General features: G+C 43.4%; 16 protein-coding genes and 2 pseudogenes. 3 read left to right on the plus strand and 15 right to left on the minus strand.

Translation table 11 applies throughout. The features are described 5' to 3' along the window. On the minus strand, nucleotides 1-145 hold a 145-nt coding region (locus E0H81_RS13010; RefSeq protein ID WP_165492629.1), incomplete at its 3' end, for a transposase. A 70-nt stretch (nucleotides 146-215) separates the two neighbouring features. On the opposite strand from E0H81_RS13010, the gene E0H81_RS13015 reads away from it, so the two are divergent. Then, the gene (locus E0H81_RS13015) at nucleotides 216-548 is read left to right on the plus strand and encodes a hypothetical protein (protein ID WP_131319475.1); all 333 of its coding nucleotides are present in this window, start codon (nucleotides 216-218) and stop codon (nucleotides 546-548) included. Nucleotides 549-668: 120 nt separating this feature from the next. On the opposite strand, the gene puuE is transcribed toward E0H81_RS13015, so the two are convergent. Both puuE and E0H81_RS13025 read right to left on the minus strand, forming a co-directional pair. Further along, nucleotides 669-1,631 (minus strand): allantoinase PuuE, encoded by a 963-nt coding sequence (gene puuE / locus E0H81_RS13020; RefSeq protein WP_131319477.1) that lies wholly within the window; start codon nucleotides 1,629-1,631, stop codon nucleotides 669-671. Between the two features lie 83 nt (nucleotides 1,632-1,714). Beyond that, entirely contained in the window at nucleotides 1,715-2,575 is an 861-nt protein-coding gene (locus tag E0H81_RS13025) for a DUF2971 domain-containing protein (RefSeq protein ID WP_165492630.1), read from the minus strand. Between the two features lie 140 nt (nucleotides 2,576-2,715). Here E0H81_RS13025 and E0H81_RS13030 point away from each other — a divergent pair. Beyond that, nucleotides 2,716-2,841 (plus strand): annotated as a pseudogene (locus tag E0H81_RS13030) (IS5/IS1182 family transposase); the annotation flags it as partial. 87 nt (nucleotides 2,842-2,928) lie between these two features. Then, a pseudogene (locus E0H81_RS13035) lies at nucleotides 2,929-4,103 on the plus strand (IS3 family transposase). Nucleotides 4,104-4,183: 80 nt separating this feature from the next. Here the strand turns inward: E0H81_RS13035 and E0H81_RS13040 are convergent. From E0H81_RS13040 to E0H81_RS13095, 12 genes are all read right to left on the minus strand, one after another. Then, nucleotides 4,184-6,607: a glucose/quinate/shikimate family membrane-bound PQQ-dependent dehydrogenase gene (locus E0H81_RS13040; RefSeq protein ID WP_131319528.1), complete on the minus strand. Its 2,424-nt coding sequence runs from the start codon at nucleotides 6,605-6,607 to the stop codon at nucleotides 4,184-4,186. Between the two features lie 179 nt (nucleotides 6,608-6,786). Next, complete coding sequence (locus E0H81_RS13045) at nucleotides 6,787-8,124, minus strand: carbohydrate porin (RefSeq protein WP_131319481.1); 1,338 nt, start codon at nucleotides 8,122-8,124, stop codon at nucleotides 6,787-6,789. A 59-nt stretch (nucleotides 8,125-8,183) separates the two neighbouring features. Continuing rightward, the gene (locus tag E0H81_RS13050) at nucleotides 8,184-9,644 is read right to left on the minus strand and encodes a NosD domain-containing protein (RefSeq protein ID WP_131319483.1); all 1,461 of its coding nucleotides are present in this window, start codon (nucleotides 9,642-9,644) and stop codon (nucleotides 8,184-8,186) included. Between the two features lie 44 nt (nucleotides 9,645-9,688). Next, the gene (gene aroD, locus E0H81_RS13055) at nucleotides 9,689-10,546 is read right to left on the minus strand and encodes a type I 3-dehydroquinate dehydratase (protein ID WP_131319485.1); all 858 of its coding nucleotides are present in this window, start codon (nucleotides 10,544-10,546) and stop codon (nucleotides 9,689-9,691) included. A 157-nt stretch (nucleotides 10,547-10,703) separates the two neighbouring features. Further along, entirely contained in the window at nucleotides 10,704-11,333 is a 630-nt protein-coding gene (pcaG, locus tag E0H81_RS13060) for a protocatechuate 3,4-dioxygenase subunit alpha (protein WP_131319487.1), read from the minus strand. Nucleotides 11,334-11,348: 15 nt separating this feature from the next. Next, nucleotides 11,349-12,074, minus strand: coding sequence for a protocatechuate 3,4-dioxygenase subunit beta (gene pcaH / locus E0H81_RS13065; protein WP_131217874.1), 726 nt, complete (start codon nucleotides 12,072-12,074; stop codon nucleotides 11,349-11,351). Between the two features lie 26 nt (nucleotides 12,075-12,100). Next, complete coding sequence (gene pcaC, locus E0H81_RS13070) at nucleotides 12,101-12,535, minus strand: 4-carboxymuconolactone decarboxylase (protein ID WP_131319489.1); 435 nt, start codon at nucleotides 12,533-12,535, stop codon at nucleotides 12,101-12,103. Nucleotides 12,536-12,549: 14 nt separating this feature from the next. Beyond that, nucleotides 12,550-13,905: a 4-hydroxybenzoate transporter PcaK gene (gene pcaK / locus E0H81_RS13075; protein ID WP_131319491.1), complete on the minus strand. Its 1,356-nt coding sequence runs from the start codon at nucleotides 13,903-13,905 to the stop codon at nucleotides 12,550-12,552. A gap of 42 nt (nucleotides 13,906-13,947) precedes the next feature. Beyond that, nucleotides 13,948-14,724, minus strand: coding sequence for a 3-oxoadipate enol-lactonase (pcaD, locus tag E0H81_RS13080; RefSeq protein WP_165492631.1), 777 nt, complete (start codon nucleotides 14,722-14,724; stop codon nucleotides 13,948-13,950). A gap of 8 nt (nucleotides 14,725-14,732) precedes the next feature. Then, nucleotides 14,733-16,088, minus strand: coding sequence for a 3-carboxy-cis,cis-muconate cycloisomerase (gene pcaB, locus E0H81_RS13085; protein WP_131319495.1), 1,356 nt, complete (start codon nucleotides 16,086-16,088; stop codon nucleotides 14,733-14,735). A gap of 22 nt (nucleotides 16,089-16,110) precedes the next feature. After that, nucleotides 16,111-17,316, minus strand: coding sequence for a 3-oxoadipyl-CoA thiolase (gene pcaF, locus E0H81_RS13090; protein ID WP_131319497.1), 1,206 nt, complete (start codon nucleotides 17,314-17,316; stop codon nucleotides 16,111-16,113). A gap of 64 nt (nucleotides 17,317-17,380) precedes the next feature. Then, nucleotides 17,381-18,034: a 3-oxoacid CoA-transferase subunit B gene (locus E0H81_RS13095; RefSeq protein ID WP_131319499.1), complete on the minus strand. Its 654-nt coding sequence runs from the start codon at nucleotides 18,032-18,034 to the stop codon at nucleotides 17,381-17,383. Nucleotides 18,035-18,047 lie beyond the last annotated feature (13 nt).

Below are 18,047 nucleotides of genomic sequence, written 5' to 3' on the forward strand. Positions count from 1 at the left end.
TTGCTTTATTATTCCAATTTGAAAGAGTTTGCATTGAAATGCCAAGTTGTCTGGCTGTTTCCGATACATTGCCTTGATTGGCTTCAATCAATTTTATTGCTTCAACTTTAAATTCTGCGGTGTAAGTCTTCTGTTTCTTGCTCATGGTAAACTCCTGATGAGTGTCTATAGTTTACCAAGTTAAAACCTCCTGTTTTCTCAGCACACATCAGTCTATGACTTTTAATAAAGGTATTTTATTAGGTGTGGTGAGTATATTTATAGTGGCTTGCTCACCTATGGAAAAAGATAATGGAACTATCACCGTGAATAACAAAACTGATAGTCCCGTTTATAATGTTAATTTTAAGTATAAAACATCAAAAAGAGTAGATGTTATTGGTGATTTAGCACCGAATGCTTCATATAAATATCAAATACAGTATTCAGATACTGAGGATTCAATAAGTATTAATTATACGGACAAAGATAAAAAACTTCATTCTGAGTCTGTAGTAGCATATTCTGCTAAATATGATAAAGAAAATCTTATATTTGATATCAAATAGATATATCAAATTAATTTAAAAAACCACTGCAAAGTGGTTTTTTTGTAGAATTAAAAAAGTTATGGATAATAGAATATTAAACACTATTACTCAGTATGATACTTTATTGCTCTCATACAATTACGGCGCGTGGTGTTTATACCAGTGTTCGGCAATATCCCCACGTCGGCAAATCCAGATCTTGTCATGACTTTGAATATAGTCGAGGAACTTTTGTAGCGCTTTGAAACGTCCCGGTCGCCCTAAAATACGGCAATGCATGCCAATCGACAGCATTTTCGGTGCAGTTCCCCCTTCGGCATAGAGCACATCAAAGGCATCTTTTAAATATTGATAGAACTGTTCCCCACTGTTAAAGCCGCCCGGTGAAGTAAATTTCATGTCATTGTTATCTAAAGTATATGGAATGATCAAATGCGGGCGTGTTTCACCTGCCTGATTGGTCAATGTGCTCCAAAATGGCAAGTCATCTGCATAGTTATCACAGTCATATTGAATCTGCGGAAATTCAGCCAGTAACTGACGGGTGTTTGGACTGTCGCGACCGGTATACCAGCCGATTGGTGCTTTACCAAACAAGGTTTCCAATATGCTAATCGCCTGATCCATATATTGGCGTTCAAGCTCAATCGGCATGTTCTGATAATGCAGCCAGCGCTGTCCATGTGAAACCACATCGTAATTGGCTTCTTTAATCGCTTCGACAATATAGGGATTGCGCACTAATGCCATGCCCACACCAAAAATGGTCATGGGTAAATTTCGTTTTTGAAACTCATTATGAATGCGCCAAAAGCCAGCACGTGAACCGTATTCGTACATCGAATCCATGGACATGTGTTTGTCTGGAAAGCTTGCTGCCCCGATGATGTCAGATAAAAACTGTTCCGAACCTGCATCACCATGTTCAACGTGGTTTTCCCCACCTTCTTCATAGTTCAGTACAAATTGAACTGCAACACGTGCCCCATTTGGCCACTCGACTTTGGGAGGTTCGCCGTGGTAGCCAATCAGGTCACGTGAATAGGGCGCGCTGCGAATGTCATCAATCAGTTCTTGGCCGCGTAAATAAGTCGTGGTCACGTTAAATCCCTAATGTGTTATATCAATTTGTCAATTTTCTATAACAGCGATAAGCAATTTATGCGCCAAAATGAAATCCTATTTTAAGTAGTACTTTTGAAAGGATTGTTTTTGCTTTTTTTAGGTGTTTTCAAAATATCTAACCGAGGATGATTAGGAACAGTTATTTCATATTTTCCTAATATTTTTTCTGCTTTATATAATTGAATTACATTACCAGTTTGGTTAAAAATCTGAGAAAGAATATTTTGTAGTTTTTTATAAAATTCATCATTGGTCTTTAGACCACTTATCACAGAAGACAGAACTATATCTCGTGGATAATTTTGAAATAAACTCTCATATTGCCCATACCTAACTACCCTATATTCTTTTTCGTAACTCCATTCTTCTGACTTTTTTAAAAAAACTTTAGTCATTGTGTCATCATTTTTTAAATCACTCCTATCTAATACTGGGAAATTTTCAGTATATTCAACAGCAGTTGGCACAAAATTGAATTTTTTTAACACATCAAATTTGTTATATGGAATTTTAAATTCAATCATGAAACCTTGGTGAAATTGTGCATAATGAGACCACATGAGATGGCTTAAAGGATTTTGGTTTAAACAACAAATGAAAGCTTTATTTTGAATATCTGTAATTATTGGTAATATATTTGGATTACTGCTTAGCTTATTTCTTACTTTTTGAACATGTAAAATTCTTTTTGCTGCAGGTAAATTCGCATAATTAACATCTAATTTCTTTAACTCAGAAGCTTTTGGATAAAAGCTTTGATCTAAACTAAAGAAGCAATCAAAAGGATCATTAAAATTTTCAGGTTTATTAAATTTTAGTGTTCCTTCTGATAAAATACATAATGAACCATCCGAAGCATCAACATGTTTATATAAATATATGTAATTATCATCTATAAATTTATTTTTCTTACTAGTCATCACTCTACAACCTACATATCTTTTTAAAAAATATTTTAGTAAATTAATTATAAATATTTTATTAGGGTCTGTTGACATTTACTGTATAAAAAATAGCGAGATAGTAAAATCAAATCGCCAAACCTAATTCTACTCTCGCTATGCCTCGTACAATGCTGAAGGATCAACACTGGTCTAAGTTACTTTCCATTTTCCGTCACTTTAATATTTATCTCAAATCAAATTTAAGAAATTTCATTGAAGCTATTTTATTTCGTATTAGAACTTGATCCTAGCCAAAATAATGGACAGCACTTCCCTCTAAAGATAACGTAACGTTAACTTTGGAGTGAGTAGCACTGCTATGCAAGGAAATGGCCAAACGTTTTAGTCCTGAATTTAAACAGCAAGCAATTGATTATGCACTTTCAAACTCACACGAGTCTGTAGCTGCAGTCGCCCAGAAATTAGGTGTGGGTTATGCAACATTAGATAAATGGATTCGTGAAACCCATCCAGCAGGTTCAAGCAAACGTCAACTTTCACCAGAACAACAGCGGATCTTGGAATTAGAGAAATAAGTCAAACAGCTCAGGGAAGCCAATGACATCTTAAAAAAAGCGCATGTGTACTTTCTGACAGATCATGCCAAGAAAAGTACACGGTAATTTAAGATCTAGCTGTGAATAGAGTCACTGTATCTTCTGTCTGTAAATGCCTGGGTGTCAGCACTTCAGGCTATTATGCCTGGCGAAAACGCCAGGCCAATACAGCGCAGAAATATAATGATTTAAAAGCCGTATATTGGCAGCATCATGCACGATTGGGTGCACCTTCATTGGTACATGACATGCATGATTTAGGTTACAGCATGAGTGAACGCACTGTTGGAAGAATGCTGAAAAAGCTGGGTTTACGCAGCAGGATTGCGCGTAAATACAAGCATACGACTGATTCAAACCATCGTTTGCCTACAGCACCCAATCTGTTAGAGCGTCAATTTACAGTCATTCAGCCTAACAAGGTTTGGACAACGGATATTACCTATATCCGTACCAAGCAAGGTTGGCTGTATTTATGTGTGATGATGGATCTATTTAGTCGTCGTATTGTGGGGTGGCAAACCAGCCATCGAATAGACTGTCAATTGGTGTGTGATGCGTTTCATTATGCAATGGCTCGTCAGGGGTATCCAACGGGTGTCATGGTACATTCACTTGCGAAGCAGTGCTTCTCAGGCTCACAGTACTGTAGTCGTGATTTTAGAACGCTATTATTAACGAATAACTGTATTCAAAGCATGTCACGCAGAGGGAACTGTTGGGATAATGCAGTGACCGAAAGCTTTTTTCATACATTGAAAGGTCATGTGGTACATGACAGTGTGTTTGCCACTCGAAAAGAGGCGAATGCTGTCTTGTTTGACTATATTGAGATTTATTACAATCGGGTCAGAAGGCATTCTGCAAATGGTTGGTTAAGCCCAGAAGCTTTTGAACAGAAATATTTTAAGAATTTAGAGGGATCGGTTGTCCACAATACTGTCTAGGATCAAATACTTCCTTGCTTGTTATTATCAAAAAATGGGAAACCTAGCCTCTCAACAGGTTCCCCATACGATAAAATGTTTTAATCAGCTAAACTATATGCAATCACATAATCTCCATGATCAGGCGATTGACGTGCCCCACCTGCGGAAATAACCACATATTGCTTGCCTGTTTTTGGTGAAATATAGCTGATTGGTGTACCTTGGCTACCCACAGGTAAACGCGCTTTCCATAGCTCTTCACCATTTGAAGAGTTAAATGCACGTAAGTAATAATCCTGCGTTGCTGCAAAGAACACTAAACCACCCTGTGTTGCCATTGGACCACCAATAGTTGGCATACCAATCGGTACTTTCAAGCCCATTTTAATACCCATTGGACCTGTATCTTTGACTGTACCCAAAGGAACCTGCCATGCAATTTGACGAGTTTTCATATCAATTGCGGTCATGGTACCAAAAGGTGGTTTTTGACAAGGAATACTTAACGCTGACCAGAAACGGTTTTTGTTTACTTTGTATGGCGTATCTTTCATTGGCACAGCACCCATACCTGTATTCACTTTCTCACCGCCATTGGCTTGAATGGCCAAATCTTCAGGCGTTTGCTTAATTAACTGAATCCAAAGTCCTAGACGCATGTCATTCACAAACATATAACGATGAGTTGGGTCAAATGCAATTGAACCCCAGTTCATACCGCCCAGTGAACCTGGGAAGCTCAATGAAACATCAGTCCCTGGTGCAGTAAAGAGGCCTTCATAACGCATCGATTTAAAATTAATACGACACATCAACTGATCAAATGGTGTTGCGCCCCACATGTCCGATTCGGTCAAAGTTTGATTACCAATCTGCGGCATTTCAACTGAACGTGGCTGAGTTGCGCTGTATTGCTCATCAGGAATATCAGCAGCTTTTACAGGTTGCTCAATGACTTTGGTCAAAGGTTTACCAGTAAGACGGTCTAGTACAAAGAACTGACCTGACTTGGTGCCAATCACAACGGCGGGCTTAGTCGAACCATCTTTCAGTGGGAAATCCACCAAACTTGGTTGCATCGGTAAATCAAAATCCCATAAATCATTATGTACTGTCTGATAGACCCACTTTTCTTTACCTGTAGTCGCATCTAGTGCCAATACCGAAGTATTGTATTTATGATCCAATGGCTGACGGTTTGCTCCCCAAAGGTCGACCGAAGAACTTCCCATCGGTAAAAACACGGTATTCATTTGTGGGTCATAAGACATTGCAGCCCATGAGTTGGCTGAACTACGCTTATAGGTTTCACCCGGTTTAAGTACATAGTTCGGATTTGCATTACGTGGATCGAAGGCCCAACGCAACTGACCTGTAATAACATCGTATGCACGAATTACACCACCTGGCATGTCTGCACCTACGTTATCGGCAATACGGCTGCCAATGACGATTGACGTACCTGCAATGGTTGGTGCTGAAGTGACTTCAAAACGCGGTGCTTTGGTGCCGTCACCTAAGCCTTCAAGCAAATTCACCGTCCCATCGACACCGAAGTCTTTACAACGCTCCCCTGTATCGGCATTGACTGCAATTAAACGACCATCAGGTGTGTTGGTATAAACACGACGTGGACATGCGGTATTGGTTGCCACAGCAGTGACTGCGTTTGCACCGGCCAATGTTGGCTGTACCAAGGCTTGCGTCGAATCGAAATAAGCAACGCCACGGCATCGCTCCCAAGCATCGGCTTTAGAGTTAACTTCGGCTTTCCATATTTGTTTACCTGAGTCTGCATCCAGAGCAATCATGTTGTTATGCGGGGTACATAAAAAGACTTTATTACCGACCTGCAATGGCGTCATTTGATCTTCTGCACCATTACCCGAACCTGTGGTCATATCTCCCGTCCGGAAACGCCAAGCTTCCTTGAGTTTAGATACGTTATTACGGTTAATTTGATCAAGTGCGGCAAAACGGCTACCACCTGTATCACCACCATAGTGATCCCAATTGACCTGTTGTTTATTTGGTGTCACTGGTACAAGCGGTAATTCCTGACCAGAAGCCTCCACTGTTGGATGTGGAATAAACATACCGTACATACCACCCAACATGCCTAGGACAGTCAGTCCACCTACAACATAAGCAGGTGCAGACATTGCAATTTGTTGCTGATATTTACGAATAGAGGGCAAGGTGAATAACACGGCAGCAAATAAACCTGCTGGGAACATTAAACGTGAATGCAGTGGCCAAAATTCCAGGCCAGTATCAATCAATGCCCAAATGACAGTGCCTACAAAGACTAAACTGAATAATCCAACCCCAAGGGCTTTTTTTCTAAAAATGAAAATCGATGAAACGATGATCAATAAGCCTGCAATAAAGAAGTACCAAGAGCCGCCTAAACTAATGAGCTTCACGCCACCCATTAAATAAAATAGGCCGGTTAGCAATAAAGCCAAACCTAATATAAAACACCATATTTTAAATATGGGTTGAGATTGCGCTTCGGACATACTTTTTACTCCAAATGCTGTGTTTTGAATGATCACTTCTGCTGCATTCTGAGGATCATTCACATCACATCTAAACTTTTGAGCCTTCGCAATTGAATTGCTTCAGCAACGAAAAAGAGTGTTTAAATCTGGCGACCGCATTGCCTAAAATTTAAACACTCTTTTCACTTTATATACGATTAAAAATTCACCTTGACGCTAAGTCCAGCCACCCAAGCATCATCAACCTCCTTCACGCCAGAAGGTTGGTAGATATATTGCAGGTTGGGTCTGAGCATCACCGCAGGCGACCATTGGTAGGTGTAATTGAGTTCTACATTAAGTTCATCACGTTGAATCGGGACATAGTCACTCGCAACAGCATCGTAACTGTAATAACCACGCCCTTCGTTGGTGGCGATTTGCTTGTCTGTCGCACGATCATTCACGACATAATTGGCTAAACCCAAGCCAATCGAATCATTGGGGCGACTGTCAAAAGGGCCTTTATACCAAAGTGCCAGCTGTTGTGTGCTTTCTACAGCGGTCGTGTCTCGGTCATTGATGACCCCATTAAAACTAATATATAAACCACGTTTAGAATCAGACCCGCGTTGGGTCAGTTGTTGTTGAGCATTCAACCAGAAACTATATTTGCCATCATGGATTTCTCCTGATGTACCCACATCATTAGCTTCTGCTGTGGAATACAATGCACCTACTTTATATTCGCCCGGTAAAGCGTTAAATGTGGCAAGTTTAGGCTTCCATGCCAGTTCAACCGGAATCGTGGCTCCTTCAACATTGTCCATATCGAGGTTAAAGCCATCACGATCCGAGTCTGTTTTGACATTGTCTGGATTGACTTCATAGACCCCTACACCTAGCGACCAATCCGGTGCAAATTGATATTTGAGGTTTGTTCCCCATAAGCCGACAGGCCAGTTATACCAAATCGAACCGATGGATTTTCCAAGCTGTCCACCACACAATAGTAAGTTCTGAAATTCACATTGTGAGCTGTTAAAGTCATCGGACATGCCCATCCGACCAATCTTGAACTGGACACGGTTGTCATCAAATCCTGTTTTGATCCATGCTTGGGTTAAGCGCCAGATTTTGCCACGACCATAAATTTCCTGGCTGTTACCCAAAGTGCTGGCACGTGGATCTTTAATGCGTTCAAGCGTTAAGGCGTTACCATCTCGCTTGGTAATCATTAAGCCTGCTGTGGTATTTTCCCAACCTGTAATTTTGTTTAAATCAAAATTGGCACCTAAGGTCAACTGTGCAGCATTGTCAAAACTTTTGTCTTCGTTATAACCGCCAGCCAGATTAGTGGCTGACTGGCTCATAATCGAAGCAGTAAATTTATAACCTTGATCTTCCAGTTGCTTCCGTTCACCGTTCCAATCACCGAATAACCATTGACGATCTGCCGAATAAAATTCATTGGCTGAAGCCAATTGGCAACCTAATAATGCCAATGACAATGTGACAAGTTTTAAAATAGGTGGTTTTAATAACTGTTCTTGCATAACCAAACATCCTTTTTTGTGAGGAAAGCTCTAAATGTGAGCTTCCCATGCAGTTTTTATCACTTCACTCGAACGGCTGAACTCAATTCAGAGGTCGCGCCCAAATGGTCTGTGACAGTGGCAGTCACATTGGCAATACCACTGGCTGCCTTCAAAATCGCCTGAGCTTTACCTTGTGCATTGGTCGTTACAACTTGCGTACCTAAATACTGCTCAGCTTCTTGACCATTCGCCTGATGGTTGGCAAAGAACTCAACCTGATAACGCTGGTTTGGTTGTGCCTGGACTTGAGCCATGACTTGGCCTTTGCTATAGCTTAAACGTGGCGCTTGGATGTTTTGGTTTGGCATGGCATTACAGCCTTGCTGGTTTGGTTGAGTGCAGGTTTTTTGCAATTTGGCATCTTCAATCACTACGCCACCACCACGAGAACCGACAAAATCTGCATGTTCAAGCGCAGGCACGGAAAACACAATTGCCCCTAAACGCTGATTGGGTACACATGAACCGCCCGCTTCACAGCGTTTAATATCTTTAGCGTTATTCCAAATTAAATTTTTGGTCAAAGTCGTACGTGCATTGGCATCTTTTTCTGAACGAATGGCTATTCCTAAACGGTTACCATGAACTTTGTTGCTGTCAAAAATGTTGCCATCACCCGTAAGGTTAAAACCAATCGAGTTATTGGTCAGTTCGTTATAGGCGATGTAATTGCGCTTGCCCCAATTGATTTGTAAACCATCAGAGTAGTTTTCAAATTTGTTTCCTACTACAGCATTGTCATTGCCCCACAAGATTTCGATACCTTGCGACGGTTCTGGATTGGCTTTAGTTGAAGTAAACAGGTTGTTGGCCACAAGGTTAAATGCTGCACCACGGGTGAGCTCAAGACCATCACCGTTATCCACAAACAGATTGTTCAGAACTTTATTATTATTGGTGGTGGTTGAGGTCGGATTGCCCTTGCCATCATCACCGGTCAGCATTACGCCCGAACCACCATAGTTATTACTAATGCGGTTATGTTGAATCAAGTTATTGCTTGAACGGTTCACCAAAACGCCAATACAGAAACGACGAATATCGAGTCCTTTTAAAGTCACACCATTCACATCTTGCAAAACGAGACCAGGTAAAGTCGTGGTACGGACATTGGTGCCATACTGTTCAGGGTTTGCCCCCGGACATGCTTTAGCCCCCTCGCCTTTAATATAGTTTGAACCATCAATCGCAATAAACTCGCCCGTTTTGTCCCATTGCGCCCCAATGATCTTCACTGAGGACTTAATCGGCGGTAAAGGTTGATTCAGTTTAATCGCATAGGGTGCTTTACCCACAGCCTGGATTTGAATTTCATTTTCTTGCATCGCATTGCTATTGGATTGTTCAATCGCCCAACGCAGTGAACCATTTGTACTATCGTCTTGATAGCGATCCACAATATATGTTTCTGCACTGGCAAAACCTGATGCCGCTAAACTCAAAACTAATGTGGTTAAACGTAAGGTTGATGGTTTCATATTTAAAATCCTTTTCTATACTTGAAGATCAATAACACAGTGCATTAAGGGGTCGGTTGTACTGTTTTCAGCAACTGTTTGAGTTGGGTTACATCAATTTGACCCGGCGCAGAGGCTTCCCCAATCATGCCGAAACTCAAACTGCCGCCCATATTGGCAGTCGCGACACGCGAAATTGTACCCAACTGTCCCATCGACATAGTCAGCAGTGGTTTTTGACTTTTTTGACTGACGGCCAGCGTGGCATTCATGAGGGTAAAGACATCTTGTTTTGACTTGGGCATCACCGCAATTTTAAGAATATCTGCCCCCATCTGATCTTGTTTCAGTAGGCGGTTTTCTATGTCCTGTTGCTCAGGTGTTTTGGCAAAATCATGATTCGACATGATCACCAACACTTTCTTGTCATGCGCCAACTTGGTTAATTTCGCTACACTTCCAGCATTGCGGAACATTTCGATATCCAGCAATTGCATAAATGGCTTTTTCAAATATTCATGATAAATCTTTTCATAGTCTTGGTCGGACACCGTCATTTTTCCACCTTCGTTATGGGTACGAATGGTGGCAATCAACGGTTTGTCTTTTAAAATTTGATTCAGCTGCTGACCCAGTGCAATCACTTTTTTACTCTCGGCAGAAAACTCCAGTAAGTCGATGCGAAACTCAGCCACATCTGCGTTTGGGTTGCTGGCAATCACTTGCGCTTGGGCAATCGCCTGCTCTGCTGTTTTTGCGGTAATCGGTACAATGGTTTTGACAGGTAAATCACCAATATTGAGATTTTTCACCACATAATGTCGCGCACTTGATTGAACCGCTTCTGCTGCAAATGCTGGCATTTCCGCTAAAACAGCACTGCTTAAGCAAAGTTGCATCGCAATTTTTTTAATCTTAATCATTACATTTCCTTGTATTTATAAACTTATTGCCTGACTTCTGTCGTCAGCAGCAAATATACGTAGGATGGATGAAATGGGTCATGCCATCACCACGCCTAAACTTGAATCATTTCAACAAGAGCAATAATGGACTAGCTGCTCTTGCCAATTCCGACAATTAGATGTCTAAGAAAACTGTTTCGTCTTCGCCTTGCACACGAATATCAAAGCGATACACCACTTCACCATCACGTTCTTCACGCTTGGCAATGAGCGTCTGACGACGAGGTGCCCACTCAATACCTTTCAGCACTGGGTCTTGTGCATTGGCTTCGGCTTCATCTTCAAAATAGACGCGGGTGTTCAAACCGATGTTGATACCACGTGCAAAGATAATCAGTGCAATATGCGGGGCTTGAGTTGTCCCTTTACGTCCCGGAACCGCACCCGGTTTAATGGTATTGAAACTCCAAAAACCAGTTTCGAAGTCAGCCCCTGTACGGCCCCAACCGAGGAAATTGGGATCGACTGCTTTGCCCTGAATATCGGCCGCACTTGGATAGACACCGTTGGCATCGGCCTGCCAGATTTCAATTAACACATCGCGTAACGGCAAACCCAGACCATCAAACACTTGACCTTCTAAGCGAATACGTTCGCCTAAAGTTGTTTCTTGAACTAACTGATTATTAAAATTGTTTTCAAACACTTCGATGTTGGCTTGTTGTGGCAACAAACCAATGTGTACATAAGGTCCACCTGTTTGAGATGGCGTTTCATGCAATTCCTGAAAATTCCAATGGTTCATGTTGTTCTCCCTGAATTAAGTCAAATCATTTTCGAAATAAGTCGCACGACGACCACGTAAAGTGATGTCAAAGCGGTAACAACGGCTGTCTGCTTCAATGAAGTTGCTCTTGTCTTCAAGGGCAATCAGCGCGCGACGTTGTTGTTCCGAAGGAATGGTTTTAATAATCGGACACGAATCAATCAGCGTATCGCCTTCAAAATAGAACTGTGAAATAAGACGCTGCGCCCAACCATCGGCAAGCAAAGAAAAATGGATATGCGCAGGACGCCATTCATTAATGCGGTTACGCCAAGGGTATGGACCCGGCTTAATGGTACGGAACACAAAATAGCCGTTGGCATCGGTCATCATGCGGCCACAGCCACCAAAGTTCGGGTCCATTGCACCAATAAACTGGTCATTTGGATGGCGGTAACGACCTGAAGCATTGGCTTGCCACACTTCGAGCAAGGCATTTTTGACCGGACGACCAAACTGGTCACGCACATAACCATGCACAATAATGCGCTCGCCGACCGGTAAACCTTCTTTGGCATAGTTCAAAATCAAATCATTATCTTTAGGCCCCAACTGCTCCGCACTAAACTGCGGTGAAGTCACTTCTGTTAAAGTTTCTGCAATTGAGATCAAGGCATTTTTTGGCGAGCGTAATACACTGGTTTTATAGCCGGGTGCATATGCTGGCGGATGATCTTCGGTATTGCGTTGTGCATAAGCACCTAAAATAAGTTGTGACATGTGACGTCCCTCTTAATCTTGTTCCATTACTCTTGATTCGTTTGTTCTTGGCTGAGCTGCTGTTCACTCAGTTTTTGCGGGGCAATGCCCAAATCTGCAAAAACCTCTTCTGCCATGTGCATAGCTGCATTGGCTGCGGGTAAACCGGCATACAGCGAACAATGCAAAATCAATTCTTTTAAGTCATCCTTGGTCACGCCATTATTAAAACAAGCACGTAAATGCATACGCAGTTCGTCTTCACGGCCCAGTGCCAATAACACGGCAATGGTGACTAAGCTACGGGTGTGGCGTGGCATGCCTGGTCTAGACCAGACTTCGCCCCAGGCAAAACGACTAATAAAATTTTGAAAGTCGGCATTGAAATCATTCAAGTTCTCAATTGAACGACCGACATGCTTTTCACCCAGCACTTCGGTGCGTACGGCGATTCCTTGTTTATAACGTTGTTCATCATTCATGGAAGAAATCTCAATTAAGTCGCATCGGTATGTGCAACCAGTGATTTAACAAAAATAGCGACTGCTGCTGCCGTTGCAGGAATTAACAGCAGGCTTAAAATGGCAGTAAATGACCAGTCATTCCCCAGTAAAACTGCGCCAATCCAAGCCCCAAATACCGCACCGAAACGGCCAATCCCGGACATCCACGCCACGCCTGTTGCACGGCATTGGGTTGGATAAAAACGAGCACTCAATGCTGGCATAGCCGACTGTGCACCATTTATGGCAACACCTGCGCAAAGCACTAAAATGGCAAGTAATGTCGGGTTAGCTAGGCTCTGCCCTACGGCAAAAGCAAAGATCCCAGCGACAAAGTAGAAGCCTGCAATAATGCGGTTCGGGTTGAAACGGTCCATTGCCCAGCCAATAAATAAAGCACTGAGTACACCACCAAACTGGAACAAACCACCGATAAATGCAGCACGTTCCATGCTTGCGCCAGTTTCACGCATTAAGGTTGGTAACCAACTGGTGAGCAGATAAATCATCACCAAACCCATGAAATAGGTCAGCCACAATAAAACCGTACCTTTGACATATTTCTGAGAGAACAGCATGCCCAACACGCCTTTCTTCTCTGCACCTTCCGTTTTTTCTTCGGGTACATGAAACTCAGTGACACCTTGTATTTTTTCAGGTGCAATACGAGTCAGAATTTTGCGGACTTTTTCGCTGTCACGACCTTTCACAATCAAGAAACGATATGATTCTGGCAGGAAGAAAATAACCAAAATCATCAAGATCAGTGGTAACCAACCGCCCAATAAAAATAAGCTGTGCCAACCAAAAGTTGGGATCAACCAACTGCTGATGAAACCGCCTGTTGCCATACCCAAGTTGTATCCACAGAACATACAAGTCACGAGTAACGAGCGAGAGCGCTGTGGGCAATATTCAGAAAATAGCGTAGTCGCATTTGGCATCGCTGCACCCAAACCAATACCGGTTAAAAAGCGCAGTACCACCAGGGTATTCAGGTCAGTTGCATAGGCGGATGCAAGAGTAAAACCACCAAAAATTAGCATCGATACACTTAAAACAATCTTGCGTCCAAAGCGGTCAGCCGTCGGACCAGACACCAAAGCACCAATAATCATGCCGCCTAAGGCCGCACTCATGACTGGACCCAGTTGCGAGCGGTCAATCCCCCAGTCTTGTGCCAAGGCTGGAGCAATAAAACCCATTGCCGCAGTATCAATACCGTCAACAAAAACAATGAGAAAACATACAATTGCAATCAACCACTGATACTTGCTAATCGGTGCATCATTAATCAGTGCTTGTGCGTCTATACTCGTTTTTTGAGTAGCGTATTCCTGAGACGCCATACCTGCCTCCTTGGGCTGAAAGTCCTTTTAAAAATTCTTAAACTATTGAATTAATACAATAAACTGAATGAGGGTTTGAGTAAAATGCTCGGGCTGCTCAATATTGGAAAGATGCGATGCATCTATCACCGTCAATTCACTGTTTTGAATCTGTTGTTGCATATAGATGCCATCGGCCACTGTAGTGACTGGGTCAAATGCTCCAGCGATGATCAAAGTCGGAACTGTAATCTGCTGAATTTCGGTGCTCAAATCCGCTTTTGCCAATGCTCGACAAGATTCTGCATATCCCAGCGCTGGCGTAGTGGCTAAAGACTGAATGGTGCGCTGTGCCAAAGCATCATGTTGATAATCAAACTGTTCGCTAAACCAGCGCGCATGTGTAGTCGCCACCAAATCTGCTAAGCCATTGGCCGTTACGGCATCTGCACGGGCATTCCAACCTTCCGCAGTCCAAATTTTAGCTGCCGAGTTCGCCACAGTTATGCTATGAAAACGATCTGCATGATGAATACCAAGCCACAAAGCGGTCATGCCGCCCATTGAAATCCCGCAGAAATGCGCTTTTTCAATGTTTAAGCCGTTCAGAATATCAATCACATCTTCTGCGAGATTTTGTACAGTGGTCTGCTCAATTACATCGCTTTGACCGTGACCACGGGTGTCATAAGTCACTACTTTGAACTGTTGTTCGAAGGCAGCAACTTGTGGCTGCCACATGCCTTTATCTGTACCCAATGAATTTGAAAATACAATTACAGGTGCATCTTCTTGTCCGCTCACTTGTACAGCCAAGTGTTTGTCTTGACGATTGGTCATTGTGATATTCACATTGCCTCTCCCTTTGCTTCCTGCAAAACCGCATCAATCTGGTCTTGAATATTGCCTAGATAGGACGCTGGTTCAAAAATTACCGAAATCTGAGCTGCGCTAAAATAAGCTTTGACTTGATCGAGTTCGCAAATGACCTCTTTTAAGTGAATACCTTTTTCAACGGCTGTTTTACACGCGTCCTCTACCAGATGATGGGCCTGTAAGCGCCCCATATGCGGTGCCAAAGCCATCATGACGGCTTCCGCCATGATCAAGCCTTGGGTACATTCCAAGTTGCGTTGCATGTTCTCAGCATTAACTTGCATGCCTTGTAAAACGTCCAAAGTCCGCTCCAAAGCGCCTGCGCAAAGCTGGAAAATTTCAGGCAATGCCAGCCATTCTGCATGCCATCCACCTAAACTACGCTCATGCTCTTGCACCATGCTCTGGTACAAACTCGACATCAACACAGGCACACGATTGGCCGCCGCCAAAACGGATGCCGCAGCGACAGGATTACGTTTATGCGGCATGGTCGATGAACCTCCACGCCCTTTCGCTGTGGGTTCAAAGATTTCAGCAATCTCTGTTTGCATCATCAACGACCAGTCACGCGCCATTTTGCCCAAACTGCCGGTCACCATGGCTAAAACACTCGCAATCTCAACAATACGATCCCGCTCACCATGCCAGGTACAGGCTGGTACAGAAAGCTGCAACTGGGCTGCATAAGCATGAACCACTGCTGTACCTTGTGCCTGCAAGGAAGCCAGTGAACCGACCGCACCGCCTAATTGCACAGTAAAAACACGGGCTTTCATCGCTTCAATACGGGCCAAATCACGATGAAATGCCGAAGCCCAGCGTGCCAATTTATGCCCCAAAGTAATTGGTAAACCTTGCTGCAACCAGGTGCGTCCAATCATCACTTGTGAGCGATACTGTTCAGCTTGGGTCAATGCAGTGCGATAACATTGATGAATTAATGACTCAACCTGTTGCAGCGCAGCACGACATTGCAAAATACAAGCTGTATCTAAAATGTCCTGACTGGTTGCACCCCAATGCACATAACGCGCAGCCTCTTCATCGTTTTGTTTCACAATCGCAGTCAATTGCTTCACAAAAGGAATTGCGATATTTCCCGCCAAACCTGTGGCAACAGCCAAAGCATCAAAATCAATCTGATCAATTGCAGTCTGGGCAACTTGGGAAATTGCAATTGCCGCAGATTCTGGAATGACGCCGACCTGAGCCTGAGCTTGTGCCAAGGCCACTTCAGCCTCAATCATGTAAGACACCAACGCGCGATCACTGAAAATTTCAGTCACCTCGTTTTGGTAAAATAAGCTGGCATATAACTGGCTCATGATCACTATCCTTAAATCTGCTTTAAACGCGCTGAATAATCAAAGCAATGCCTTGACCGACACCAATACACATTGAACATAGGGCATATGTCCCACCGGTTTGCTCTAATTGATTTAATGCCGTGGTGACCAAACGTGCACCTGATGCACCCAATGGATGACCGATCGCAATTGCGCCACCGTTTGGATTCACCTGTGTCGTATCATCCGCTAAACCAAGATCACGTGTTACAGCAAGTGCCTGTGCTGCAAAAGCTTCATTTAGCTCTATCACATCCATCTGCTCTAATGTCAGATTGGCTTGTTTCAATAACTTTTTAATGGCAGGTGCTGGAGCAAAGCCCATGATGCGTGGTTCTACACCCACTGCCGTTGAAGCAATAATTTTGGCACGTGCTTTGAGCTGATACTGTTCAATTGCTTGTTCTGAAGCAATCAGTACTGCAGCTGCACCGTCATTGATACCTGAAGCATTTCCCGCTGTGACGCTGCCCTCTGCTGTCACCACTGGCTTGAGTTTTGCCAAACCTTCTAAGGTGGTAGATGCACGTGGATGTTCATCGCTATCTACCACAATTGGATCACCTTTACGCTGTGGAATATTCACGGAGATGATTTCATGTTTAAAGAAGCCTTTTGCCTGAGCGACTGCTGTACGCTGTTGACTTGTCAAGGCAAAATGGTCTTGATCTGCACGATCAATATTAAATTGTTGTGCCACGTTTTCAGCAGTTTGCGGCATAGTGTCCACACCATACATCGCTTTCAGCTTTGGATTAATAAAACGCCAGCCCATGGTGGTGTCTTCAATCTTTTGGTTACGCCCATAAGCAGTTTCTGATTTGCCCATCACAAAAGGTGCACGGGACATACTCTCCACACCACCGGCAATGATCAGATTGGCCTCACCCGCTTTGATTGCACGGGCTGCCATGGCAATTGCATCTAGGGATGAACCACATAAACGGTTCACAGTCGTGGCAGGAACTTCAACCGGTAAACCTGCAAGCAATGCTGACATACGGCCGACATTACGGTTATCTTCACCCGCCTGGTTGGCGCAGCCATAGATCACATCATCAACTTGCGTCCAATCCACGCTTGGATTGCGTCGCATCAGGGCTTGAATCGGCACTGCACCCAAGTCATCTGCACGTACTGGTGCGAGTCCACCTGCATAACGACCAAATGGAGTACGAATGGCATCGATGATATAAGTGTTTTTCATATTTCATTTCCCTTTGAATCTTCCTAAGCCTCTCCTTTTAGGAGAGGCTTAGGAAGAGGTTCATTTATCCCTGCGTCGCATCCACCAAAGTGGCACCCGTCATCGCCTGTAATTCTGCAAAGCTTAAACCATCTACTTTCTCGATGACTTCAAGACCGTCTGCGGTCACATCAATTACACACAGGTCGGTGTAGATGCGGTCTACACATTTCAAACCTGTCGCTGGGTAGCTCAATTCAGCTACGATCTTCGGTTCACCTTCTTTGGTCACATGATCCGTGGTGATAAAGACTTTCTTAGCACCAACGGCTAAGTCCATCGCACCGCCCACTGCAGGAATCGCAGCTGGTGCACCGGTATGCCAATTGGCTAAGTCACCATTCGCTGCCACTTGAAAGGCACCAAGGACTGCAATATCTAAATGCCCACCCCGCATCATGGCAAAAGAGTCACCGTGATGGAAAAAGCTGCCACCTTGCAGCATGGTCACATATTCTTTACCTGCGTTGATCAGTTCAGGATCTTCTTGGCCTTTTTGAGGTGGTGGACCAAAAGCCAACAATCCATTTTCAGAATGTAAGAACACATCTTTGTCTGAAGGGAGATAGCTGGCAATCTTGGTCGGCAAGCCAATGCCTAGATTGACATAAGCCCCATCAGGAATATCTTGTGCCACACGTTCAGCGATTTGGTTACGGCTGAGTTTTTGATAGCTCATGATGTTCTCCCGA

Source organism: Acinetobacter terrestris (assembly GCF_004331155.1).
Lineage (GTDB): Bacteria > Pseudomonadota > Gammaproteobacteria > Pseudomonadales > Moraxellaceae > Acinetobacter > Acinetobacter terrestris.

Bases quoted from the DNA above. Each gene is read 5' to 3' on its own strand.
- E0H81_RS13040 (WP_131319528.1), bottom strand. From the start codon at position 6,607: ATGTCCGAAGCGCAATCTCAACCCATATTTAAAATATGGTGTTTTATA.
- pcaH (WP_131217874.1), bottom strand. From the start codon at position 12,074: ATGTCACAACTTATTTTAGGTGCTTATGCACAACGCAATACCGAAGAT.
- E0H81_RS13095 (WP_131319499.1), bottom strand. From the start codon at position 18,034: ATGAGCTATCAAAAACTCAGCCGTAACCAAATCGCTGAACGTGTGGCA.
- E0H81_RS13050 (WP_131319483.1), bottom strand. From the start codon at position 9,644: ATGAAACCATCAACCTTACGTTTAACCACATTAGTTTTGAGTTTAGCG.
- pcaD (WP_165492631.1), bottom strand. From the start codon at position 14,724: ATGACCAATCGTCAAGACAAACACTTGGCTGTACAAGTGAGCGGACAA.
- pcaF (WP_131319497.1), bottom strand. From the start codon at position 17,316: ATGAAAAACACTTATATCATCGATGCCATTCGTACTCCATTTGGTCGT.
- pcaC (WP_131319489.1), bottom strand. From the start codon at position 12,535: ATGAATGATGAACAACGTTATAAACAAGGAATCGCCGTACGCACCGAA.
- aroD (WP_131319485.1), bottom strand. From the start codon at position 10,546: ATGATTAAGATTAAAAAAATTGCGATGCAACTTTGCTTAAGCAGTGCT.
- pcaK (WP_131319491.1), bottom strand. From the start codon at position 13,905: ATGGCGTCTCAGGAATACGCTACTCAAAAAACGAGTATAGACGCACAA.
- pcaG (WP_131319487.1), bottom strand. From the start codon at position 11,333: ATGAACCATTGGAATTTTCAGGAATTGCATGAAACGCCATCTCAAACA.
- E0H81_RS13025 (WP_165492630.1), bottom strand. From the start codon at position 2,575: ATGACTAGTAAGAAAAATAAATTTATAGATGATAATTACATATATTTA.
- E0H81_RS13045 (WP_131319481.1), bottom strand. From the start codon at position 8,124: ATGCAAGAACAGTTATTAAAACCACCTATTTTAAAACTTGTCACATTG.
- pcaB (WP_131319495.1), bottom strand. From the start codon at position 16,088: ATGAGCCAGTTATATGCCAGCTTATTTTACCAAAACGAGGTGACTGAA.
- E0H81_RS13015 (WP_131319475.1), top strand. From the start codon at position 216: ATGACTTTTAATAAAGGTATTTTATTAGGTGTGGTGAGTATATTTATA.